This is a genomic window from Microvirga lenta (assembly GCF_020532555.1).
Lineage (GTDB): Bacteria > Pseudomonadota > Alphaproteobacteria > Rhizobiales > Beijerinckiaceae > Microvirga > Microvirga lenta.
Genome location: NZ_JAJBBR010000006.1, coordinates 122,767 through 144,863, shown reverse-complemented (window position 1 = coordinate 144,863; position 22,097 = coordinate 122,767). Strand labels below are relative to the sequence as shown.

The following is a 22,097-nucleotide window of genomic DNA, read 5'->3' as shown; positions in this document are numbered from 1 at the left end:
TTTCTCCTCCTGGTCTGCGCCCGGTTCGCCGCCAGCCTCCTCGTCTGAAAAACAAATCGCCTGGAAAACGAAAAAGGCCCTGCCGGTCCAAAACCGGCAGGGCCTTTCATTTGCGCCTGTCGCTCTCAGTCTTCGTCGAACCCGTCGGGACCGATCAGGATGTCGCGCTTGCCTGCGTGATTGGCAGGACCGACGACACCTTCCTTCTCCATCCGCTCCATGATGGAAGCAGCGCGGTTGTAGCCGATCTGCAGGCGGCGCTGGATGTAGGAGGTCGAAGCCTTCTTGTGGCGAAGGACGATGGCGACGGCCTGATCGTAGAGATCGGCGGAGCCCAGTCCCATGTCGCCTTCGTCGAAGATCGGGGTCTCCTCGGCCTCGATCTCCTCCTCATCCTCGGCCGTCACGGCCTCGAGGTAGACAGGCTTGCCCTGGCGCTTGAGGTGGGCGACGACCTTCTCGACCTCCTCGTCGGAGCAGAACGGCCCGTGCACGCGCGTGATGCGCCCGCCGCCGGCCATGTACAGCATGTCGCCCTGACCCAGCAGCTGCTCCGCCCCCATCTCGCCCAGGATCGTGCGCGAGTCGATCTTCGACGTCACCTGGAAGGAAATGCGGGTCGGGAAGTTCGCCTTGATCGTGCCGGTGATCACGTCGACGCTTGGGCGCTGCGTCGCCAGGATCACGTGGATGCCCGCCGCACGCGCCATCTGGGCCAGACGCTGGATCGCGCCTTCGATGTCCTTGCCGGCCACCATCATCAGGTCGGCCATCTCGTCGACGATCACCACGATGTAGGGCAGGGGCTCGAGATCCATGATCTCGTCCTCGTACACCGCCTCGCCGGTCTCCTTGTCGAAGCCGGTCTGCACCGTGCGGGTGATCGTCTCGCCTCTCGCCTTGGCCTCCGAGACGCGGGCGTTGAAGCCGTCGATGTTGCGCACCCCCAGCTTCGACATCTTCTTGTACCGGTCTTCCATCTCCCGCACCGCCCAGCGCAAGGCGATGATCGCCTTCTTGGGGTCCGTCACCACGGGGGTGAGGAGGTGAGGAATGCCGTCATAGACCGACAGCTCCAGCATCTTCGGATCGACCATGATCAGGCGGCACTCCTCCGGCTTGAACCGGTAGAGCAGCGACAGGATCATGGTGTTGATGGCGACCGACTTGCCGGAGCCGGTGGTGCCGGCCACCAGCAGGTGCGGCATGCGCGCCAGGTCCGCGATCACGGCTTCGCCGCCGATGGTCTTGCCGAGGCAGAGCGGCAGCTTCTGCTTCGAGGTCTCGAAGTCCTGGGAGTCGAGGAGCTCGCGCAGGAACACCGTCTCGCGCTCCTTGTTCGGGAGCTCGATGCCGATGGCATTGCGGCCGGGAATGACCGCGACGCGGGCCGAGACCGCGCTCATGGAGCGGGCGATGTCGTCCGACAGAGCCATGACGCGCGAGGACTTGGTGCCGGGGGCCGGCTCCAGCTCGTAGAGCGTCACCACCGGGCCGGGGTGAACATGGATCACCTCGCCCTTCACGCCGAAGTCGCGAATGACCTTCTCGACGCGGCCGGCCGTCTCTTCGAGGATGTCCTCCGTGAGCGCCGGCCCCTCCCGCAACGGCGGTTCGGCAAGGTATTCGATATGGGGCAGTTCATAAGCCGAATGCCCGAACCGGACAGGCTCCGGCTCCGCGCGGCGCTCCATGACAGGAGCCGGCAGAGCCCGACTCGCGACGGGTTCTACCGGCATGACAGGAGCATCCGGGCCTGCCCCGATATCAGCCTCATCGTCGTTATCCGCCACGGCAACGGGAGCGGCCTGGACGGCCATCGTCACCGATACCGCCGCTTGCGGAGCAGCGTGCGAAGGCCCCTCCCCTGCCGGAACTGCCTGGCTGACACTGCGCGCGGCGGGCCACTCGCCCTCGTAGAGCGACAGATAAGCGGTATCCACGTCATCCGCCTCGATGCTCGCCACCGCCGCTCCCGCTTCCGACCGGATCGGCGCCTCTTCGCGTGAGGGTGCGGCCTCGCTCTCAACCTGAGGGGCCGGTTCGCGGGTGATCGGTTTGGCGACGCTGTCGACCTGATAATCGCCCATGTGCCAGGAGAAGGAGACCGCATAAGGAGCCGTGAAGGGAACCGGCCGCGCAACTTCGGCCGAAGGCATCACCTCGGAGGCTGAGACTTCATCCGCTTCCCTGACCGGCTCGGCCTGTACGCCGCGGCGGGCCTCCAGCGGCGCTCTCGGCCCCGGATGCTCCCGCTCGGGGACCTTGTTGGAAGGAGCCGCACGATCGTCGGGTGCCTGCGAGGCATAGGCCGAGCGCAGGGCTGCAATCTGGTTCCTGACCGGAGGCTCCTCATGCCGCTGAGGCGGTGCCGACGGGGTCCGAACCGGCGCCACCGGCCTTTGTGGGGCCGGCGCGGGCGCGCTGCTGCTCCGACCGCTGCGCTCCCGCAGGAACTTTTCCGGGGTTCGGGTGGAGGTGACGCCCGCCGAGACCACGAAGGCCTGCCACCAGGCAGGCTCGACGCCCCGGTTGCCGGGCTCTGAGCCCGTCTGGTCCGGCCCTGCGGCTGAGGCTGCCTTCTGGGCGTGATCGTGGCCCCCGCGCGGAGGATGCGCGTCGGCACGGGAATCGGACTGATGCGAATCAGGACTTGGGAAAGGAGCGGACAAAGGCTTTCTTGTTGATTGCATGGGTTCTGAAGGGTTGGAGCGGGGCGTTTCGCTCCGCGGCTGACGTGGATCAGCAATGTGGATCCGACAGGTAAAAAGAGGGTTAGGGTCGGGTGCCGCGGGACCCACGACCGGACCCTTTCCCCAGGCCGCCGGCCGCATAAGCCCCTGTGCCGTCAGGAACCTTTGCCCTTCTTACGGATTGCCGTGAGCAGCTGAAAAGAGGGTCTATCAATGCCAAACACAACTGTTGCCACGGGCTCATTCTCATCGCGCAAGGCGGCCGATCAGGCGGTTCAGCGCCTGGTGACCAGCGGCTTCGCCCGGAACAGCATCGAACTCCAGGGCCATCCGGACGACGACGGCTACGATCTGCTGGTCCACACCCGACAGGACAACCTGCACCGGGTGCAGCACCTCATCGAAACCTCGGCCCCCGCCTTTGCGCTCGAGCGAGGCGCTCGGGGTGCCTTCCGTACAGCGAAGGCCCACCCGTTCCTGCTTCTCGGGGCAGGTATCGCGGCCGGCGTGGCGGCCTATGCCCTCTTCGCCACGGGCGGACGGAGTTCCGGTCGGAAAGGCCGCTCGAGCCGGAGGCGCTGAGCGCCCGGGTAGAGCACCCCTCGCTCCCTGGAGCGGCACGAAAAAAGGGGCGCAATCTGCGCCCCTTTCCTTTGTCGTTCTGAGTTTAGCGGTGATTTCCGCCGCCTCGGCCGCCGCGTCCTCCATCACCGCCGCGGCCCCCGTCGCGGCCTCCGTCACCGCCGCGACCGCCGTCGCCACGACCTCCATCGTCACGGCCTCCGCCGCGGCTGCCACCCCGGTCGTCACCGCCCGATTTGCCGCCACGATCTCCGCCGCGGTCGTCGCCACCGGACTTGCCGCCACGATCTCCGCCGTGATGACCGCCGCCGTGCCCGCCACCGGGCTTGCCGCCGTCATCGTCACCTCCGGGTCGACCACCACCATGGTGACCTCCACCATGGCCGCCACCATGATGTCCGCCACCGTAACCACCGCCCGGCCGGCCGCCATCGTCGTTACCGGGCTTCCCACCACCGTGATGGCCGCCTCCGTGGTGGCCGCCACCTCCATGGTGTCCACCGCCATGGTGCCCGCCACCGTGACCGCCACCGGGCTTGCCCCCCCCATGGTCGCCACCGCCCGGCTTTCCGCCGCCGTGATGCCCGCCGCCGCCATGATGGCCACCGCCGCCATGGTGTCCGCCACCTCCATGATGTCCGCCGCCGTGACCACCTCCCGGCTTTCCACCACCGTGACCGCCGCCGTTGTGGCCGCCGCCAGGATTTCCGCCACCGTTATTACCGCCACCGGGATTGCCGCCGTCGCCGGGGTTCGAACCGCCTCCACCTGGATTCGATCCGCCTCCGCCAGGGTTCGAGCCGCCACCAGGATTGGATCCGCCGCCCGGGTTGGAACCGCCTCCACCGGGGTTGCTTCCTCCGCCGGGATTGCTCCCTCCCCCGGGGGTCGATCCGCCGCCCGGATTCGACCCACCGCCGGGGTTCGAGCCTCCACTAGGGGTATCGCCGCCACCGGGATTGGCACCTCCCCCGGGAGCGCTGCCGCCGCCGGAATTGCCACCACCCGAACCACCTCCGCCCGAGCCGCTACCGCCCGAACCGCCGCCCGAGCCGCCGGAACCCGTGCCGCCGCCCGAGCCGCCACCTCCCGCGGGTGGCGAGCCTCCGCCCTGACCGGGCGGATTACCGGCGCCCGGATTGCCTCCGATAGAGCCGGTTCTGTCCATGGGGGTGCGATCATCGTCGGCATTCCGAGTGTACTGGGTCGCAATGCCGAGTGAGGGGCACTCCCAAACCTGACGGTAGCCGAAGAGACCCCGGATCATGACCTGTCTGCAGTTGCGCTGATAGGCTGGAGCCACGTTCTCCGTATAGACGGGCGCTGCAACGGGAGCCGGTGCGGCTGCATAGGGATTGGCACCCGAGCGGACGCGCCCCCTAGCCGGAGCCGCTGTGCGGGTTCCGACGGAACCAGTGCGACCCACGTAGCCCCTCCGGGCCGGTGCGCAGTTCCACACTTTCTGGGTGCCGCGGGGACCACTGACCAACTCAGGTCGGCAATGAGGACCCTTTACCGAACTCCTCGCGCTGAGATCAGCAGCCATCACGTTTGTCGAAGCCAAAAGGCTGACCCCTGCAAGCAGGTAAAAGTATTTCATCGCCAACTCCAGTGCTCGTTACAGTCTCGGTTGGAGCAACGTCGGACGAAATACTCAGTTCAGGAATATCTTGAACTACTCAATTGGGAGAGCTCTGTCTTAATCCATAGGGATTATCGAAAAATATACCCCTTTTTAGGGTGCCATTTGCTTCCTAAAGAAGCCCCCTTAATTTCCCGACCTTCGTGGAACCGGGGCTGTGGACAAGGGTGAACGCCCCTGCCCTGTCTCAGGGCAAGGTGCGCGGAAGCAATGTCGAGAAATCCACCGGCAGACGGGCTGCCCGCGGAATTATTTGCTCGCCTTGGCCTTCTTGGCTGACGCCCGGCGCTTGGGCTTGGCCGGTTCGGCGGGAGCGCTGACGCTCTCCTGCACCGAGGCGGTGGCCGCAGCGGCCTGCTTGCGGCTCTGGCCCAGCCCGAGCCCCTTCGCGAGCTCGGAACGACGCTGGGCATAGTTCGCGGCCACCATCGGGTAATCCCGCGGCAGGCCCCACTTTTCCCGGTACTCCTCGGGCGTCAGCCCCAGCTTCGCCAGGTGTCGCTTGAGCGTCTTGTAAGGCTTTCCGTCCTCGAGGCTCACGAGATAATCCGGGGTCACCGACTTGCGGATGGGAACCGCCGGCTGCGGCCTCTCGGTTTCGGCCTGCTTGGGGGCACCCAAGCCCTGAAGAGCGGCATGAACAGCCGCGATCAGTCCCGCGAGATCGGAGGTCTGGACCGAGTTATGGGTAACATAGGACGAGACAATGTCTGCGGTCAGCTCGACAAAATCAACTTTCTTCTCTTCTGCCTGGTCCATTGTCTCTCCAAGACTTGAAATGCTGGAAACTCTTTAGATCTTCCAAGAAGGATGGTGCGTCAACCGTCTCGGACGGCTGATCTCACTTTTAGCAGCAAACCATGCTGGAAACCCGCGAAAATACGGGCGGAGCGCACGTTATCACGGCAGAAAAACGATGCCTTTCTGCCGCGGAAACTTACCAAGGATAACATCGTTCTTCCTGCTGGTACGTCCAAAAGGAGCATGGGATGGACTTGGCAAGCGCAGAAAAGACAATCACCGTCAAAAGCTCGAGCGTCGAACTGAGCGACGCGTTCCGCGATCAGGCCCAGCAGGGAATTGCACGTGTCGCGGGCAAGTATTTCGGACACCTCAATACGGCCTCGGTGCATGTGAGCCGTGAGGGAAGTCTCTTCCGCTGCACCGTGAACATCCAGATGGGCGCGCTCAAGACGATGAGCGCCGAGTCACAGGACAAGGATTGTTACGTCGCCTTCAAGGCTGCGCTGGAGAAGGTCGAAAAGCAGCTGCGGCGGGCGAAGCGCGAACTGCGGGAAGACAAGCCCACCCGCGTCGACAAGGATCAGGCCCTTCGCGACGGATTGAGCCCAGAGCCGTCCGCGTGAAACAAATCTGCCTTCGCGGTATTGAAAAGACAGATATCGATACCATCTAAGCTTTAAGCCGGTCGCGATCTCACGCTTGACCGGAGACGGCCACGGGCCGGGATGATGACGCCGGATGTACGCGCATCGTTCCGCCATCGTGGCCGTTGGCTTATTTAGTCCACCCTTTCCGATACGGCCTCATTGATCCAGCAGCTGCGCGATGGCGCGAATGCGGTTGCGCGTGTAGTCCGGCAATCCGGCGCTGATGGAGTTGCCGGTGTTGAACGAGCTCTTGCCCATCAGCACCTGCACCGGGATGAGGTTTCTCAGCACGGGAACGCTTCCGAACTCGCGCTTCCGCTCGAGCACGTCCGTCTCGATGCCGAGGGCCATGAACACGGTCGTGACGGTCTTCGCCGGATCGGCCGGATGTTCCTGCAGCACCGCCAGCAGCTTTCCGAACTGCATCACCTGGTTTACGTGGAACAGGGTCTGTTCCATCACCCCCGCAACGGGGGTGTCGAGCCCCGTGAGCTGAGCGAGCGCTGCCGAATCCACCTCCTGCGGCTGCAGCACCCGAAGCTCGCTCTGGAACTCCATGAATTCCGAGATCTTCTTCTCGCCCTCCTCGAGCTTGTTGGCCAGCCGAATGCCCATGGGCAGCTTCCCTTCGAGGGGATAGCGCGACTCGATGCACAGGCTCTGGGGCGCCTCGCACCAGCGGCGGCCCGGGTGACGGCTATGCGCGCTGGCGGGATCGACGTTGGGACGCGCCTCGGTCGCCGTGATGCGGCGGTGCTTGATCGCGGGATCGAGCTTCTCCAGCATGTCGAGGCTCGCATAACGCGCGAGATCGAGCGTATTCGGTGCCTTCGCGATTTCGAAGCGCGCTTCCACCACATAGACGTGGAGCTTCTCGGTGTAAGGCCGGGTCAGGCCGTGGACCGAAACCTCGATCCTCGGCTCCTTGTAATCGGGGAACGGGCTCAGGAACTGCTTCTGCAGCGGCTTCGTGCGGGCCCATTGCTCGAACGGGACGAGCCCCGCATCCGCCTCGTCCGACTGTTCGCCGCCGTGATCGCTGAAGACGATCGTGCCCGACTTCAGCTGCGAGGGCTTAGTGGCGGTGACGGAAGGCACCTCTTCGACACGGAACTCCTTCGCGTGAGCCGCACCCAACGGGGCGACGCAAAACCCCAGAACGGCAAGCGTACCGTGCAACGACAACATGAACTTCATCAATAAACCCGCCCGTAACCCCAAAAGTAATCCGGATCGACCCGCCGAGGACGCCTCGGCCGCTCACCCTCCCACCATCCAGGCCCGACATCGGGGTGACGGGGGACGGGCACCTGAGCCGGCGGCCTTTCGAACCACCCTGGCTCCTGCGCATAAGGTCCGCTGTAGTAGGGATTGCCGTAGGCTCCCAGTTCCTCGCCATCGCTCCACGGATCCGGATGACGGAACGCGTAGGCTTCCGCCTGAGGCACGAGGGCGAACTGGGTCTCCCTGAGCTGCCCGAAGCGGTTCAGCCGGAAATGCTCCGTGAAGGCCTTGCCTCCGCTGGTGATGCGATCACCCGTGTCCAGATCGATGGGCAATGCGATCAGCTGCCGTGCGGCCTCCGGTGAAGGCGGGCTGAGCACCGTCTTTGGCGCATGATGTTCCCAGGCTGCCTCGATGATGGTCCGGAAGATCGGCAGCGCCACCTTGGCGCCGGTCTGACCCCGTCCGAGGAAACGGCGCTTGCCGTCCGCATTGTCGTAGCCGACCCACACCGCGACTGTGACGTCGTTGGTGAAGCCGACGAACCAGGCATCGTTCTCGTTGTCCGACGTGCCGGTCTTGCCCGCAACGTAAGGCGCCAGGGCCCGCATGGAGCGAGCGGTGCCGCGCTCCACCACACCCTGGAGCATCGTCTTGAGCTGGTAGAAGGCAGCCCGGTCCGCCGAACCGATCGGCACGAGTGACTGCGCCTTTCGCCGGTAGACGGTACGCCCACCCTCCTCCACCGCCTCGAAGGCGTGCGGGGACGGCATGGCCCCCTCGTTCGCTACGGCAGCGTAGAAGGCGGCAAGATCCAGGATCCGCACCGGCTGCGCCCCGAGCACGAACGGATAATGCGGCACGCATTCCACATAGAGCTGCGCTTCGAGCGCGAGTTCGCAGACGCGGCGCAGGCTCTCCTCCGGATCGGCATCGATGCCGCCGTCGAGCAGGCGAGCGGTGACGAGGTTCTTCGAATTCTCGAGGGCGCGCCGCAGGGTGAGAATACCGGAGCGGCCGCCGTCGTAGTTCTTCGGTCGCCAATAATCTCCCGCACGGGCATTCGCCTCACCGCCGACGGGCGGCAGCGTGACGGGGGTGTCCCAAATGAGCGTGTTGGGCTGCAATCCCTTGGCCAAGCCCGCCAGATAGGTCAGCGGCTTGATGGCGGAACCGGGCTGACGGTGCGCCTGCGTCGCACGGTTGAGCTGGCTCAACGGATACGAGAATCCTCCACTCATCGCCAGGATGCGTCCCGTCTTGTTCTCCAGGACGACGGCCGCTCCCTGCACCGTGGCAGGAGCCCGCAACTCGGCGCGCGCGCCGGCCTTGCCCTTCGGCTCGGCGATCCTGACCCGCACCACATCATAGAGCTTGAGGTTGCGCCTCGCGGCCTCCCACGCGGTCAGGGGCACGATCCGCCCGTCCGCGAGCCCCACCCGCAGAACGTGGGCGCCGGTCTTCCTGTTGCGTCCCTGCTCCACCACCACGGCGGCGGGCCAATGCACGTCGTAGAGCGGCAGACGCGCGGCCTCCAGGGCGCGGCGCCACGCCGGCGCCGCGTCGGCTCCCTGCGCATCGGCCTGCAGGTTCTTCACCGCGGCGGCGAGGTTGAGTTCGGCACCCTCGAACCGCTGACGCCCGATGCTCATCTCGTACCGGGCGAGCCCCTCCTGAAGAGCGGCCTCGGTCGCCTTCTGCAGCGCCGCATTGAGGGTGGAGCGCACGGTGTAGGAGGAGGCCGTCAGGCTTTCGATCCTTGCAAGCGTCCGCGCATCCCGGCCGAGGTGGTCGACGAAGTGGAAGCCGGTGTTGCGCGTCGGGCGCTGGAACGCCACCATCCGAGGCAGGGCCCCGAGAGCCTGCTTCACCTGATCCGGCGAAAGCGCCCCGTCCTCCTGCATCCGGCTGAGCACATAGGCCATTCGCTCCTGCGCCCGCTCCGGGTGCCGGTCAGGACTGTAGTAGTTCGGCCCCTTGGTCAGACCGGCGAGGAGCGCCCCCTCCGCAACCGTCAGGGCCTTGGCGGATTTGCCGAAATAGCTTCGCGCCGCCATCTCGACGCCCCAGGAGGTGCGGCCGAGATAAATGGAGTTGAGGTAGATTTCGAGGATCTCGCCCTTGCTGAGCGTCTGCTCGATTCGGGAGGCAACGATCATCTCCCGCATCTTGCGTTCATAGGTGACGTCGTCGCCGACGAGCAGGTTCTTGGCGACCTGCTGGGTGATGGTCGATCCGCCCGCGGGACGCCCCGGCTTCGCCATGTTGGTCATGAACGCGCGGATCACGCCTCGCTCGTCCACGCCCTTGTGCTGGTGGAAGCGCTTGTCTTCGGCCGCGATGAAGGCTTGCTGAACCGGCACGGGAATGTCGGACAACGGCACCCACATGCGCCGATGATCCGGCTCGTAGACCTCCGCGAACCGCTTGCCCTCCCCGTCGAGGATCACGCTGACGCCGGGAAGCCTGAGCCCCTTGAGCTTGGCCGCATCCGGCAGATCGGCCACGGCACTGTTGTAGTATCCGATCACCTCGCCGAGATCGACCGCCGGCGGCTCGACCTTCTCGTCCTTGCAGAACTGGCGATAGCTCGCATGGAGATCGTTGAAGCTGAGCCCCTGGAGCACCTTGAGATCGCCGGTAACCCCCTGCGGGTCGTCCATGGCGGTCGCGATCAGCTCGTCGAGATCGATGTCCTCGATGTCGAAGGCGCGCCGCATATGCGAGCACCCGTCCTTCAGGATGCGCGTCACCTCCTCGCGATCCTGCACAGGGTCGAAGGAGGTCTTCACGTTCTCCGGATCGGCCACGACCTGGCTCAAGGTGAGCGCCGTCGCGAAGATCTTGACGAGGATCGTGCTCATCGCGCCATCCGGATCCGGCAGGTGCCTTGCATCGGCAACATTCCAACCTCGCTGAGGACAGTTGCGGGGAGGCCCGTCGATCCATTAATGAGTAAATCGTTCATGCTGAATGGGAGCTGGACAAAAAGGCTCTTTAGGGGCGGACGGCTTCGACCAGCCTCGAATCCGCACCACGACCCGCGCCACAACCTTCACGGTTTCGCGACACGATCACGAATATGGGAACGGCCCAAAAGGATAGGTCGCCTTGTGACCTAGGCCGCAGGTGCCCATTTTCGATGCCTGAGCGTCACTATTCGCTTGGGTAACTCATGACGAAGCGCATCGAAGAGCTGGAAGCGAAGATTGCCGAACTGCGCGAGGAGCTTAGGCACGCCGAAGCCGCCCTGTGGCACGAGAAGATGCGACAGCCGAAGATCGGCGACTATGTCCGTTGCCCGCTGACGAACTTCTACGGGCGCGTCACCAATGTCGTTCCCCGCCCCCATGGCCGCCCCTGGGTCGAAATCAGGCCCTTCCTCGCGGAAGGGCTGCCCGGGCAAGGCACCCTCGATCTCTATGACAACTGGGAACTGATCGACCCGCCGAAAGGCGAGGAGAGCTGGCCCTTCGGCGGGCAGTCGGAGGAGCTTCCGATCACTCCCATCGCATGGCCGAGCAAGGGGCGATCAAGCCACCGGCTGAAGCCGAAATACTACCTCGTGAAATGGTAGGCCTCCCCGGGATGCGCCAGGGAGGCAGTAATCGCGCTTATTCCGGCTTGGGCACGACTGCGGTCGCCTCGATTTCCAGGCGCGCTTCCTTCTCGACCAGACGCACGACCTGAACGAGAGCCATGGCCGGATAATGGGTGCCGAAGACCGCCCTGTAGGCGCGTCCGAGCTCGCGCAGGTTGGCGAGATACTCGTCCATGTCGACCACGTACCAGGTCAGGCGCACGAGATGCTGAGGCCCCGCCCCGCCCTCGGCGAGGATGGCGCTGATGTTCTCGAAGATCTGCCGGGCCTGCCCCACGAACCCCTCGGCAAATGCGCCGGTCTCGTCCCAGCCGACGATCCCGCCGGTCACCAGGACCCGGCCCTCCGCCATGATGCCGTTGGCATAGCCCTTGGGCGTGGGCCAGTTCTTCGGATGAAGGATTTCGAGCCCGTCATTTCGGACGGTCTGCATGGCTGGACTGAGAGGAGCTGTCACTGGCAATTCTCCTGATAGCGTTCCAAGGCCGCTCGGAGATCGTCCGGGAGCGCGATGGAGGTATGGGATTCGAGGGAAGTCGTCACGATGACGAAACGCGCCACGAGCACGGGCTCGGACATCCGAAAGGCATGGATGCGGAGGGTGAACGATTTCTGCCCGATCCGCTCGACCGTCACGGCACAATCGAGCCGGTCGCCCATGAAGCCCGGCCTGTGGAAGTCGGCGCCGGCATTGGCATAGCCCAGACCGATCCGGCGCGGTCCGATCATCTCATGGTAATCGATGCCCAGCGCCTCTCCGAACCAGTCCTCGACGACACCGTTCAGCAGGTCGAAATAACGCGCGAAATAGACGATGCCTGCCGGATCACAATGGGAGAATCGGATGGCGACCGTTCCACGCCAGGCGCGGTCGCTCGGCATCGCCAGGGTTTCTTGGGGCTGTCTCGGTCCATCGTTCATGGCAGCACCTGTCACGCCCGTGAGCCCTGGCTGGCCTTGGCCCCGGCCGCTTGCGCTTCGACCGTCTTCAGGAGTTCGCGGGCGATGACGATCTTCTGCACCTCGGTGGCCCCCTCGTAGATGCGCAGGGCCCTGATTTCGCGATAGAGCTCCTCGACCTTCACGCCTTTCGTGACGCCGAGCCCTCCGAAGATCTGCACCGCCCGGTCGATGACGTTCTGCGCGGCCTCCGTCGCATACATCTTCGCCATGGCGGCTTCCCGCGTGACCCGCGCCGCCCCCTGATCCTTCGTCCAGGCCGCGCGATAGACCAGAAGCGCCGCGGAATCGACCTGTGTCGCCATGTCGGCGAGGGACGCCTGGGTCATCTGCAGGTCGCTCAACGGAGCGCCGAAGAGGTGGCGGGTGGATGCGTGGCTCAGCGCCTCGTCCAGGGCGCGGCGGGCGAAGCCGAGGGAGGCGGCTCCCACGGTGGAGCGGAACACGTCGAGGGTGGCCATCGCCACCTTGAACCCCTCCCCCGGTCCGCCGATCCGGTTCGCCAGCGGAACCCGGCAGCCGTCGAAGCGCAACGTCGCGAGAGGATGCGGCGCAATCACGTCGATCCGCTCGTCGATGAAGAAGCCAGGCGTATCGGCCTCCACCAGATAGGCCGACAGGCCCCTGGCGCCCGGCGCCTCGCCGGAGCGGGCGAAGACCACGTAGTGATCCGCGATCCCGCCATTCGAAATCCAGGTCTTCACCCCGTCGATCCGCACATGGTCGGGGCCGTCCGGACGGGCGGTGGTGCTCATGGCGGCAACGTCCGACCCGGCCTCGGGCTCCGACAGCGCGAAGGCGGCAATAGCCTCGCCCCGCGCCACGGGCGGCAGATAGCGACGCTTCAGATCCTCGGAGCCGAACAGCGTGATCGGCCCCGTGCCGAGCCCCTGCATGGCGAAGGCGAAATCCGCCAGGCCATCCCGATAGGCCAGGGTCTCGCGGGCAAGGCACAGGGTGCGCACGTCGAAGGTGGGATGCAGTCCGCCATAGGTCTGCGGCACGGTTGCCCTCAGCCAGCCGGCCTCGCCGAGACCTTTCACAAGGCGGCGGCAGGAGGCATCGACGTCGTCGTGGTCCACGAGGGGATCAATTTCATGGGCGGCCCAGGCCGACAGCTCTTCGGCGAAACTGCGGTGGCGCTCCTCGAAGAAGGGCCAGGAGAGAAAGGTGGCGTCGATCACATCAATCTCCCTGGAAAACCGGCTTTTCCTTCGCGGCGAACGCACGGTAGGCGCGGGCGAAGTCCTCGGTCGTCATGCAAAGGGCCTGCGCCACCGCCTCGGCCTCGATGGCCTCCTCCACCGACATGGCCCATTCCATGGCGAGCATCCGCTTGGTCATGGTGTTGGCGAAAGTCGGTCCGGTCCCGATCGCCTGCCCGAGGGCCTGCGCCTCGGCGAGCAGGTCCTTCGCGTCGACGAGACGGCTGAAGAAGCCCCAGCGCTCGCCCTCCTCGGCGCTCATGAAGCGGCCGGTATAGAGCAGCTCCGAGGCGCGCCCCTGGCCGATGATGCGGGGCAGGATGGCGCAGGCGCCCATATCGCAGCCCGCAAGCCCCACTTTGTTGAACAGGAAGGCGACCTTGGCGCCCGGCGCCGCAAGGCGGATATCCGAGGCCATGGCGACGATCGCCCCCGCCCCCGCGCAGATCCCCTCCACCGCGGCGATGATCGGTTGCGGCGCCGCCCGCATGGCCTTCACCAGCTCGCCCGTCATGCGGGTGAAGGCGGTGAGCCCCTTCGTGTCCATCTCCACCAGAGGCCCGATGATCTCGAACACGTCGCCGCCCGACGAGAAATTGCCCCCGGCGCCGGTGACGACGACGGTCTTGACCTGCTCATCCTTGGCGCAGGCATGGAAGAAGTCCGTCAGCTCACGATAGCTTTCGAAGGTCAGCGGGTTCTTCTTCTCCGGCCGGTTGAGGGTCACCGTGGCGACAGGGCCTTCGACGGACAGGAGGAAATGACGGGGCCGATAGTTTGCGAGCGGCAATGTGGTCGGGTTGGCGAAATGCGTCACTCGATGTCTCCCATCATCGCCCGCCGGGCGGAGATCTTGGTCTTGGCGAGAAGGCGCATGAGGTCCTTCTGGTCCTTCTGGTTCAGGCCGCCGAAAAGCTCGGCGATCCAGCCCTCGTGCTCGGCCGCCATGGCGCGGAACTCCGCCTGCCCGGCCGGGGTGAGGCTCACCATCTGCGCTCTCCGGTCGGTGGCGGAGACGCGGCGCTCCAGATGGCCGGAGGTCACGAGCCTGTCGACGAGGCCGGTGAGATTGCCGTTGGACACCATCATCCGCTTCGAGAGGTCGGACAGGGTCATGCCGTCAGGCGCCTTGTCGAGCTGGGCCATCAGGTCGAAACGGGGCAGGGTCACGTCGAACCGGTCCCGCAGGCGCCGGCGGACCTCGCCCTCGATCAGCGTCGAACAGGTGAGGAGCCGCAGCCAGAGGCGCAGTTCGTCCCGGTGATGTTCCGGCATCTCGACCGCCTTCGTCTCGGCATCGAGGGGAATCGGCTGTTCGTCCATGATCAGATCTCCCCCCCGGCCACCACGATGGCCTGGCCCGTCACCGAGCGCGCGCCCTCGCCGCACAGCCACAACACCGCATCCGCGACCTCGTTCGGCTCGATCAGGCGCTGTTGCGGGTTGTGCTTTACGAATTCGCGGAGCGCCTCCTCCCGCGTCCTGCCGGTCTTGGCCATGATGCGGTCCAGGCTTTCCGCCACGAGATCCGTATCGGTGAAGCCCGGGCACACGGCATTGACCGTCACCCCCGTCTTCGCCGTCTCAAGAGCGAGCGCCCGGACGAATCCGATTACCGCGTGCTTTGCCGCGCAGTAGGCACTGACGTAAGGATAACCCTTGAGGCCCGCCGTGGAGGCGACGGCGACGATGCGTCCGAAGCCGCGCTCGGTCATGGAGCCCAGCACCGCCTGGGCCACGTTGGTGACGCCGAGCAGGTTCACATCCAGCATCTGGCGGAAGACGGCAGGGTCCGACTTCATGAACGGGACCGATGCGGCGGAGCCCGCATTGGCGATCATCAGATCGACGGGGCCATGCCGGGACACGGCCTCGGCGACCGCCGCCCGGACGGCCGCGGGATCCGTGACGTCGGCGACGGCCGCGCCATGGGCGCCGCCCTCGGCCACCGCCCGGTCCAGCCGCGTCCGGTCGCGCCCGACGATGGTCACCGTGGCGCCCGCGCCCGCGAGGGCGCCGGCAATGGCGCGGCCGATGCCGCGGCCGCCGCCGGTCACCACCGCGTGCCGGCCCTGAAGGACGTTCCCCATCATCTTATTCTGCGGCGAGAGACTTCTCGCCCGCCTCCAATTTCAGCTCGGCCCGGGTCTTCGGCTTGCCCCGGATCTTGAGATCCTCGAGGTCCTGACGGTCGCGAACGGAGTTACGGAAAATCTGGTCTTTACCCGCAAGATATTGCGGCGGGCAATGGATGCTCGCGGCGCCGTACCAAGCCGCCGCTTTCATGGTGAAGAACGGATCGACCAGGTGCGGCCGGCCGAGCGCCACGAGGTCGGCCCGGCCGGCGGCGAGAATGGTGTTGACCTGATCGGCCGTGGTGATGTTGCCCACGCACATGGTCGCCACGTGCGCCTCGTTGCGGATCTGGTCGGAGAACGGGGTCTGGAACATGCGTCCGTAGATCGGCCGCGCCTCCCGCACGGTCTGGCCGGTGGATACATCCACGAGATCGACGCCATGCTCGGCGAAGGCCCGGGCGATCTCGACGGACTCGTCCCCCGTCAGACCGCCCTCCGCCCAGTCCGTCGCGGAGATGCGAACGGACATCGGCTTGTGGGCCGGCCAGACCTCGCGCATGGCGTCGAACACCTCCAGCGGGTAGCGCAGGCGGTTCTCGAGCGAGCCGCCATATTCGTCGGTTCGGCGGTTGGTGAGCGGGGACAGAAAGCTCGCCAGCAGATAGCCGTGGGCGCAATGGAGCTCCAGCATGTCGAACCCGGCCCGCTCGCCGCGCTCCGCCGCCTCGACGAACTGCGCCTTGATCATGTCCATATCCGCCCGTGTCGCCTCGCGCGGCACCTGACTGTCCGGGAAATAGGGAATGGGGGACGCGGAGCAGATGTCCCAGGCGCCCTCCTCCAGCGGCCTGTCGATGCCCTCCCACATGAGCTTGGTCGCACCCTTGCGGCCGGAATGTCCGAGCTGCAGGCAGATCTTGGTCGCCGAATTGGCATGGACGAAATCGACGATCCGCTTCCAGGCAGCTTCCTGCTCGTCGTTCCACAGGCCCGTGCAGCCCAGGGTGATGCGGCCTTCGGGCGAAACGCAGGTCATCTCGGTGAAAACCAGCCCCGCCCCGCCCGTGGCGCGGGCGCCGTAATGGACGAGGTGCCAGTCGCCCGGAACGCCGTCCTTGGCCGAATACATGTCCATGGGCGACACCACCACCCGGTTCTCGACCCTCATCTCCCGCAGCCGGAAGGGCTGGAACATGGGCACCGTCGGACGGTCGACCGGAACATCGAAACCGCTGTCGCGCACCTTGCGGGCGAAGGTGCGGTCGACATCGGCGACGAAGTCGGGCGCGCGCAGGCGCAGGTTGTCATAGGTGATAGCCTTGGCGCGGGTCATGACCCCGAAGGCGAACTGCACCGGGTCGAAATCCCAGAATCGGGCCACGTGCTCGAACCAGACCAGGGACACGTCGGCGGCGTGCTGGGTCTTCTCCACCTCCTCGCGCCGGCCGGTCTCGTAGATCGACAGGGCGCCTTCGACGGTGCGATCTTTACGGAGGGCCTCATAGAGGGCGATGGCATCCTCCATCGCCAGCTTGGTGCCCGAACCGATGGAGAAATGGGCGCTCGCCTTCGCGTCTCCCAGCAGCACCTTGTTGCCCATGACCCAGCGCTTGTTGCGGATCATCGGGAAGTTGCGCCAGATCGAGCGGTTGGTGAGAACCTTGTGGCCCTGAAGGAACCAGCCGAAGATCTCCTCCATGAGGGCTGCGGACTCGGCTTCGGACTTCTGCGCCAGTCCTGCGCGCTCGAAGGTCTCGGGATCCGTCTCGAAGACCCAGGTGGAGCGGTTCGCCTCGTATTGATAGGCATGGGCGATGAAGGGGCCCCACTCCGTTTCCTGGAAAATGAAGGTGAAGGCGTCGAGCGGCCGGGTCGAGCCCATCCAGGCGAACTTGTTGGGACGCAGATCCACCTCCGGCTGGAAGTGATCCGCGTAGCGCTCGCGGAAGCGGCTGTTGATCCCGTCCGCCACGACCACGAGATCGGCATCCGCGAACAGGCCCTCGTCGTCCACGTCGACTTCGTAGCGAAGGGTCACGCCCAACTCCTCCGCCCGGTCCCGCAGGATCAGAAGGAGGGTGCGCCGCGAGCAGCCGCAGAACCCGTTGCCGCCGATCCGATGCTCCGAGCCTTTGAAGTGGATCGCGATATCGTCCCAATAGGCGAATTCCCGCGTGATCCGCTGATAGCTCGGCAGGTCGTATTTCTCGAAATTGTCGAGCGTGGCATCGGAAAAGACGACGCCGAAGCCGAACGTGTCGTCCGCGCGATTGCGCTCGTAGACCGTGACGTCCGTGTCCGGCCACTGCTTCTTGAGCAGGATCGCAAGGTAAAGGCCCGCAGGGCCGCCGCCGATGATCGCCGTCTTCATGAGTTTCCTACCCGGGCAAAGGTTTGAATTATTTTAAGCTTAAAGTAATTTCCGTTCAAGCCATAGCGGCCGTCCTCAACACGGGAATCAGGCCGGAACCTCCTGGGCATGCCCCTCCTGCTCCGCGATGCGGCGCAGCTCGAACCGCTGGAGCTTGCCGGTCTGGGTGCGGGGGAGAGCCTCCACGTATTCGATGGCGCGCGGATATTTGTAGGGGGCGATTTCCGCCTTCACATGATCCTGAAGCGTCTTGGTAAGCTCCGGCCCGGGCGCAAAGCCGGGTGCAAGGACCACATAGGCCTTGACGATCACGCCCCTGCCGTCGTCCGGAGCGCCGACCACGCCGCATTCCGCGACCGCAGGGTGGGTCAGGAGGGCGGCCTCCACCTCCGGTCCGGCAATGTTGTAGCCGGCGGAGACGATCATGTCGTCCGAGCGGGCCTGGTACCAGAAGTACCCGTCCTCATCCATGACGTAGGTGTCGCCGGTGATGTTCCAGCCGTCTCTCACGTAGTTGCGTTGGCGCTCGTCCGCGAGGTAGCGGCATCCGGTCGGTCCGCGCACCGCGAGGCGCCCGATGGCGCCGGGAGGGACCGGGCGGCCATCCTGGTCGATGACCTGGGCCTCGTAGCCCGGCACAGGCTTGCCGGTGGAGCCGGGACGGATCTCGTCCTCGGTCGCAGCGATGAAGATGTGCAGCATCTCCGTCGCACCGATCCCGTCCATCAGCTTGATGCCCGTGGCGTCGAACCACGCTTCGAAGGTCGCCTTCGGCAGCGGCTCCCCGGCGGATACGCATTTGCGAAGCGACGAGATGTCGAAGCTCTCGAGCTTCGCCAGCATGGCGCGATAGGCCGTGGGAGCGGTGAAACAGACGGTCGCCTTGTGCTGGGCGATGGATCCCAGCAGCTCGTCCGGCCCCGCCTTCTCCAGCAGAATCGTCGATGCGCCGATCCGCATCGGGAACAGAACGATGCCGCCGAGACCGAACGTGAAGGCAAGCGGCGGCGAGCCGATGAACCGATCGCTCGGCTGGGCCCGCAGGACGTTGCCGGCATACGCATCGCAGATCGCGAGCATGTCTCGATGAAAGTGCATCGTCCCCTTCGGCTCGCCTGTGGTGCCGGAGGTGAAGCCGATGAGGCAGACATCGTCCGCCGCCGTATCGACCGCCTCGAACGCTGGCGAGGCATCCGCGATCAGCGCCTCGAGCCCGTCCGCCGCGCTGGAACCCCAATAGACGACATGCTTCAGGTCCGACGCGAGGGAGCGCGCCCGCTCCATCTCCTCGGAAAGGCGATGGTCGCAGAAGGCCAGCGTGATCTTCGCCTTGTTCAGGGGATAGGCGATCTCCTTGGCGCGCAGGAGCGGCATGGTCGCGACGACGACGCCGCCGGCCTTCAGCACCGCCAGATAGATCGCGACCATCATCGGGTTGTTGAAGGACCGAAGCAGGACCCGGTTGCCCGGCACGAAGCCGAGCCTGTCGACGAGCACGTTGCAGATGCGGTTCACCCGCTCGTGCAGCCTGCGATAGGTGAGCGTTTCAGCGGGACTGATGAGGCAGGGCTCGTCTCCCCTGCCCTCGTCGATCCAGCGGTCGAGGAACTCCCGCACGCAGTTGATCCGGTCCGGATACTGCAGCTCCGGCCGGTTGAAGATGAAGGCGGGCCACTGATCCTGAGGCGGGAGGTTGTCCCTCGCGAATGTGTCGACGTGAGCCGTGTACGCCATGGTCCGCTCCTCTCAGGTTTCTGGCGACGGAATGCAGGCTTCCGGAGGGCTCGATGACGGCCGCGCCAGATGGCTTGGCGGGGCGCACGGTCATCGGGATTTCAGGCCCATCCTTGGAATTCACATGCCCGTCATCACTGTCGTCTTGCGGAACAATCCGCTTGAAGAATTCCTAAAATTATTTAAAGCTTCAAATATTGCTTGGCAATCCCAAACATGGGGATGCCGGCATCCGGCTCCACCGAAAAGGAGTGTTCGGCAGGCTAAAATTGCGGCACAGTATCGCCGACCGTCGGCGAGGCGCCTTGCGTCCCGCCTGAGATAATCGCAGCACGGCACACCGTGCGCGGGGAACAGCCACTCGGGAGTACATGATGAATCGCACGATCAAGACCCTCGGCATTGCAGCGGCATTCGGCCTAGCTGCCTCGCCGGCCCTGTCGCAGGAGAAGCTCAAGGTCGGCCTGCTTCTGACCCTGTCGGGTCCCTCCGCCGTGCTCGGCCAGCAGGCCCGCGACGGCTTTCAGCTCGCCATGAAGGATCTCGGCAACAAGCTGGGCGGACGCGACGTGGAGGTCATCGTCGTCGATGACGAGCTCAAGCCCGACGTGGCGGTAACGAAGGTCAAGGGCCTGCTCGAGCGCGACAAGGTGGATTTCGTGGTCGGCCCGATCTTCTCGAACGTCGCCGTGGCCGTGCACAAGCCCATCGTCGATGCCGAGACCTTCTACATCAGCACCAATGCCGGCCCGTCGAACCTCGCCGGCAAGAACTGCAATCCCTATTTCTTCGCCACCTCCTACCAGAACGACCAGAACCACGAGGTTCTCGGCAAGGTCGCCCAGGACCGCGGCTACAAGCGCGTTTATCTCCTTGCCCCGAACTATCAGGCCGGCAAGGACGCACTCGCCGGATTCAAGCGCCACTACAAGGGTGAGATCGTCGAGGAATCCTACGTTCCGCTGAACACCCTCGACTTCCAGTCGGAGCTGGCGAAGATCGCCTCCATGAACCCGGATGCCATCTTCACCTTCATGCCGGGCGGCATGGGCGTGAACCTCGTCAAGCAGTACCGCGCGGCGGGCCTCGCGGACCGCATTCCGTTCCTCTCCGCCTTCACGGTGGACGAGTCGACGCTGCCGGCGCAGCAGGACGCGGCCCTCGGCATGTTCGGCGGCTCCAACTGGGCTCCGAACCTGGACACGCCGCAGAACAAGAAGTTCGTCGATTCCTATCTGGCGGCCTACAACTCGGTGCCTGGCTCCTATTCCATGCATGCCTACGACGCGGCCCTGCTGATCGACAGCGCGCTGAAGGCCACCGGCGGCAAGACGGACGACAAGAATGCCCTGCGCGATGCCCTCAAGAAGGCCGATTTCCAGTCCCTGCGCGGTGACTTCAAGTTCGGCGTGAACGGCTTCCCGGTCCAGGACTTCTATCTGGTCAAGGCGGCCAAGCGTCCTGACGGCAAGTACCAGACGGAGATCGTCGAGAAGGTGTTCGACGACTACACCGACGCCTACGCCAAGGAATGCGCGGCGACGAACTGATCGCCCCTTCAGGCTGCTCAACCCCGTCCCGCGCAAGGCCCGGGACGGGGAAATCCTTTGATCCTTGCGAACGCCATCGGCCCGTTCCGTCGGGCAACGGGCTTGACGCCCCACCGATGCGCGCTCGCCGCCAGTAAAGCGCTGATGACTGCAACCCTCTTTCTCATCCAGGCTTTGAACGGCCTTCAGTTCGGGCTCATCCTGTTCCTCATCGCCGCCGGCCTGACGCTGGTGTTCGGCGTGATGGACTTCATCAACCTGGCCCATGGCGTCCAGTACATGGTCGGCGCCTATCTGGTTGCGGCCTTCAGCGCATGGACGGGAAGCTTCGGCTGGGCCCTTCTCCTGGCGCTGCCCACCGCCCTCGCCTTCGGGCTCCTTCTTGAGGCACTGATCTTCCGGCATCTTTACGACCGGGACCATCTCGATCAGGTGCTCGCCACCTTCGGGGTGATCCTGTTCCTGAACCAGGGCGTGAAGTTCGTCTGGGGCGCAGCCCCCCTGTCCGTCCCGGTGCCCGAGATTCTTTCCGGCTCGGTGCAGATCGCCGATGGTCTGCTCTATCCCGTCTATCGCCTCGCCATCATCGCGGCAGGCCTCTTCGTGGCCGGGCTGCTCTACGTGCTCGTCAGCCACACCCGGATCGGCATGCTGGTGCGGGCAGGCGCGACGAATGCCGAGATGGTCTCGGCGCTCGGGGTCAACATCCGGCGACTGTTCATGATCGTGTTCGGCTTCGGCGCGATGCTGGCCGGCTTCGCCGGGGCCATGGTCGCGCCGATCCTATCGGTGCAGCCGGGCATGGGCGACAACATCCTCATCCTGGCCTTCGTGGTGATCGTGATCGGCGGCATCGGCTCGATCCGCGGGGCGTTCCTCGCCGCCCTCCTGATCGGACTGGTGGACACGGTGGGCCGTTCCTTCGCGCCGAACCTGCTCAGGGTCTTTCTCGATCCCTCCGCCGCCAGCCAGACCGGACGGGCGCTCGCGCCGATGCTGATCTACATCTTCATGGCTGCGGTGCTGTTCTTCCGGCCCTCGGGCCTTTTTCCCGTGAAGCGCTAGG

General features: G+C 65.3%; 17 protein-coding genes. 4 read left to right on the top strand and 13 right to left on the bottom strand.

The window, feature by feature from the left end:
• Positions 1-125 precede the first annotated feature (125 nt).
• The 3 genes from LGR44_RS11405 to LGR44_RS11395 all read right to left on the bottom strand — a co-directional run bounded on the left by LGR44_RS11405 (position 126) and on the right by LGR44_RS11395 (position 5,676).
• Positions 126-2,672: a DNA translocase FtsK gene (locus LGR44_RS11405; RefSeq protein ID WP_226740480.1), complete on the bottom strand. Its 2,547-nt coding sequence runs from the start codon at positions 2,670-2,672 to the stop codon at positions 126-128.
• A gap of 267 nt (positions 2,673-2,939) precedes the next feature.
• Positions 2,940-4,082, bottom strand: a complete 1,143-nt coding sequence (locus LGR44_RS11400) for a hypothetical protein (RefSeq protein ID WP_226740493.1) — start codon at positions 4,080-4,082, stop codon at positions 2,940-2,942.
• Between the two features lie 1,084 nt (positions 4,083-5,166).
• A complete protein-coding gene (locus LGR44_RS11395) occupies positions 5,167-5,676 on the bottom strand; it encodes a MucR family transcriptional regulator (RefSeq protein WP_226740479.1) in 510 nt (169 codons plus the stop codon).
• 230 nt (positions 5,677-5,906) lie between these two features.
• On the opposite strand from LGR44_RS11395, the gene hpf reads away from it, so the two are divergent.
• On the top strand, positions 5,907-6,284 hold the full coding sequence (gene hpf / locus LGR44_RS11390) for a ribosome hibernation-promoting factor, HPF/YfiA family (RefSeq protein WP_226740477.1): 378 nt from the start codon (positions 5,907-5,909) through the stop codon (positions 6,282-6,284).
• 180 nt (positions 6,285-6,464) lie between these two features.
• Here the strand turns inward: hpf and LGR44_RS11385 are convergent, their stop codons facing one another.
• Both LGR44_RS11385 and LGR44_RS11380 read right to left on the bottom strand, forming a co-directional pair.
• Positions 6,465-7,496, bottom strand: a complete 1,032-nt coding sequence (locus LGR44_RS11385; RefSeq protein ID WP_226740475.1) for a hypothetical protein — start codon at positions 7,494-7,496, stop codon at positions 6,465-6,467.
• An 8-nt stretch (positions 7,497-7,504) separates the two neighbouring features.
• Positions 7,505-10,396 (bottom strand): penicillin-binding protein 1A, encoded by a 2,892-nt coding sequence (locus LGR44_RS11380; RefSeq protein WP_226740473.1) that lies wholly within the window; start codon positions 10,394-10,396, stop codon positions 7,505-7,507.
• Positions 10,397-10,707: 311 nt separating this feature from the next.
• Between LGR44_RS11380 and LGR44_RS11375 the strand changes: the two genes are divergently transcribed.
• Positions 10,708-11,109, top strand: a complete 402-nt coding sequence (locus tag LGR44_RS11375) for a hypothetical protein (RefSeq protein WP_226740471.1) — start codon at positions 10,708-10,710, stop codon at positions 11,107-11,109.
• Positions 11,110-11,146: 37 nt separating this feature from the next.
• Here LGR44_RS11375 and LGR44_RS11370 read toward each other — a convergent pair whose 3' ends face one another.
• From LGR44_RS11370 to LGR44_RS11335, 8 genes are all read right to left on the bottom strand, one after another.
• Positions 11,147-11,566: a RidA family protein gene (locus LGR44_RS11370; RefSeq protein WP_226740491.1), complete on the bottom strand. Its 420-nt coding sequence runs from the start codon at positions 11,564-11,566 to the stop codon at positions 11,147-11,149.
• A gap of 20 nt (positions 11,567-11,586) precedes the next feature.
• Positions 11,587-12,054: an acyl-CoA thioesterase gene (locus tag LGR44_RS11365; protein ID WP_226740469.1), complete on the bottom strand. Its 468-nt coding sequence runs from the start codon at positions 12,052-12,054 to the stop codon at positions 11,587-11,589.
• 11 nt (positions 12,055-12,065) lie between these two features.
• A complete protein-coding gene (locus tag LGR44_RS11360; RefSeq protein WP_226740467.1) occupies positions 12,066-13,277 on the bottom strand; it encodes an acyl-CoA dehydrogenase family protein in 1,212 nt (403 codons plus the stop codon).
• A 1-nt stretch (position 13,278) separates the two neighbouring features.
• Positions 13,279-14,115: an enoyl-CoA hydratase family protein gene (locus LGR44_RS11355; protein WP_226740465.1), complete on the bottom strand. Its 837-nt coding sequence runs from the start codon at positions 14,113-14,115 to the stop codon at positions 13,279-13,281.
• Positions 14,112-14,621, bottom strand: coding sequence for a MarR family winged helix-turn-helix transcriptional regulator (locus LGR44_RS11350; protein WP_226740463.1), 510 nt, complete (start codon positions 14,619-14,621; stop codon positions 14,112-14,114). The genes LGR44_RS11355 and LGR44_RS11350 overlap by 4 nt, the downstream gene beginning before the upstream one ends.
• A 2-nt stretch (positions 14,622-14,623) precedes the next feature.
• On the bottom strand, positions 14,624-15,388 hold the full coding sequence (locus LGR44_RS11345) for an SDR family NAD(P)-dependent oxidoreductase (protein ID WP_226740489.1): 765 nt from the start codon (positions 15,386-15,388) through the stop codon (positions 14,624-14,626).
• A gap of 4 nt (positions 15,389-15,392) precedes the next feature.
• On the bottom strand, positions 15,393-17,747 hold the full coding sequence (locus tag LGR44_RS11340) for a bifunctional salicylyl-CoA 5-hydroxylase/oxidoreductase (protein ID WP_226740461.1): 2,355 nt from the start codon (positions 17,745-17,747) through the stop codon (positions 15,393-15,395).
• A gap of 87 nt (positions 17,748-17,834) precedes the next feature.
• Positions 17,835-19,481: a benzoate-CoA ligase family protein gene (locus LGR44_RS11335; RefSeq protein ID WP_226740459.1), complete on the bottom strand. Its 1,647-nt coding sequence runs from the start codon at positions 19,479-19,481 to the stop codon at positions 17,835-17,837.
• Between the two features lie 374 nt (positions 19,482-19,855).
• Between LGR44_RS11335 and LGR44_RS11330 the strand changes: the two genes are divergently transcribed.
• Positions 19,856-21,031 (top strand): ABC transporter substrate-binding protein, encoded by a 1,176-nt coding sequence (locus LGR44_RS11330; protein WP_226740457.1) that lies wholly within the window; start codon positions 19,856-19,858, stop codon positions 21,029-21,031.
• Positions 21,032-21,175: 144 nt separating this feature from the next.
• The gene (locus tag LGR44_RS11325; RefSeq protein ID WP_226740454.1) at positions 21,176-22,096 is read left to right on the top strand and encodes a branched-chain amino acid ABC transporter permease; all 921 of its coding nucleotides are present in this window, start codon (positions 21,176-21,178) and stop codon (positions 22,094-22,096) included.
• Position 22,097 lies beyond the last annotated feature (1 nt).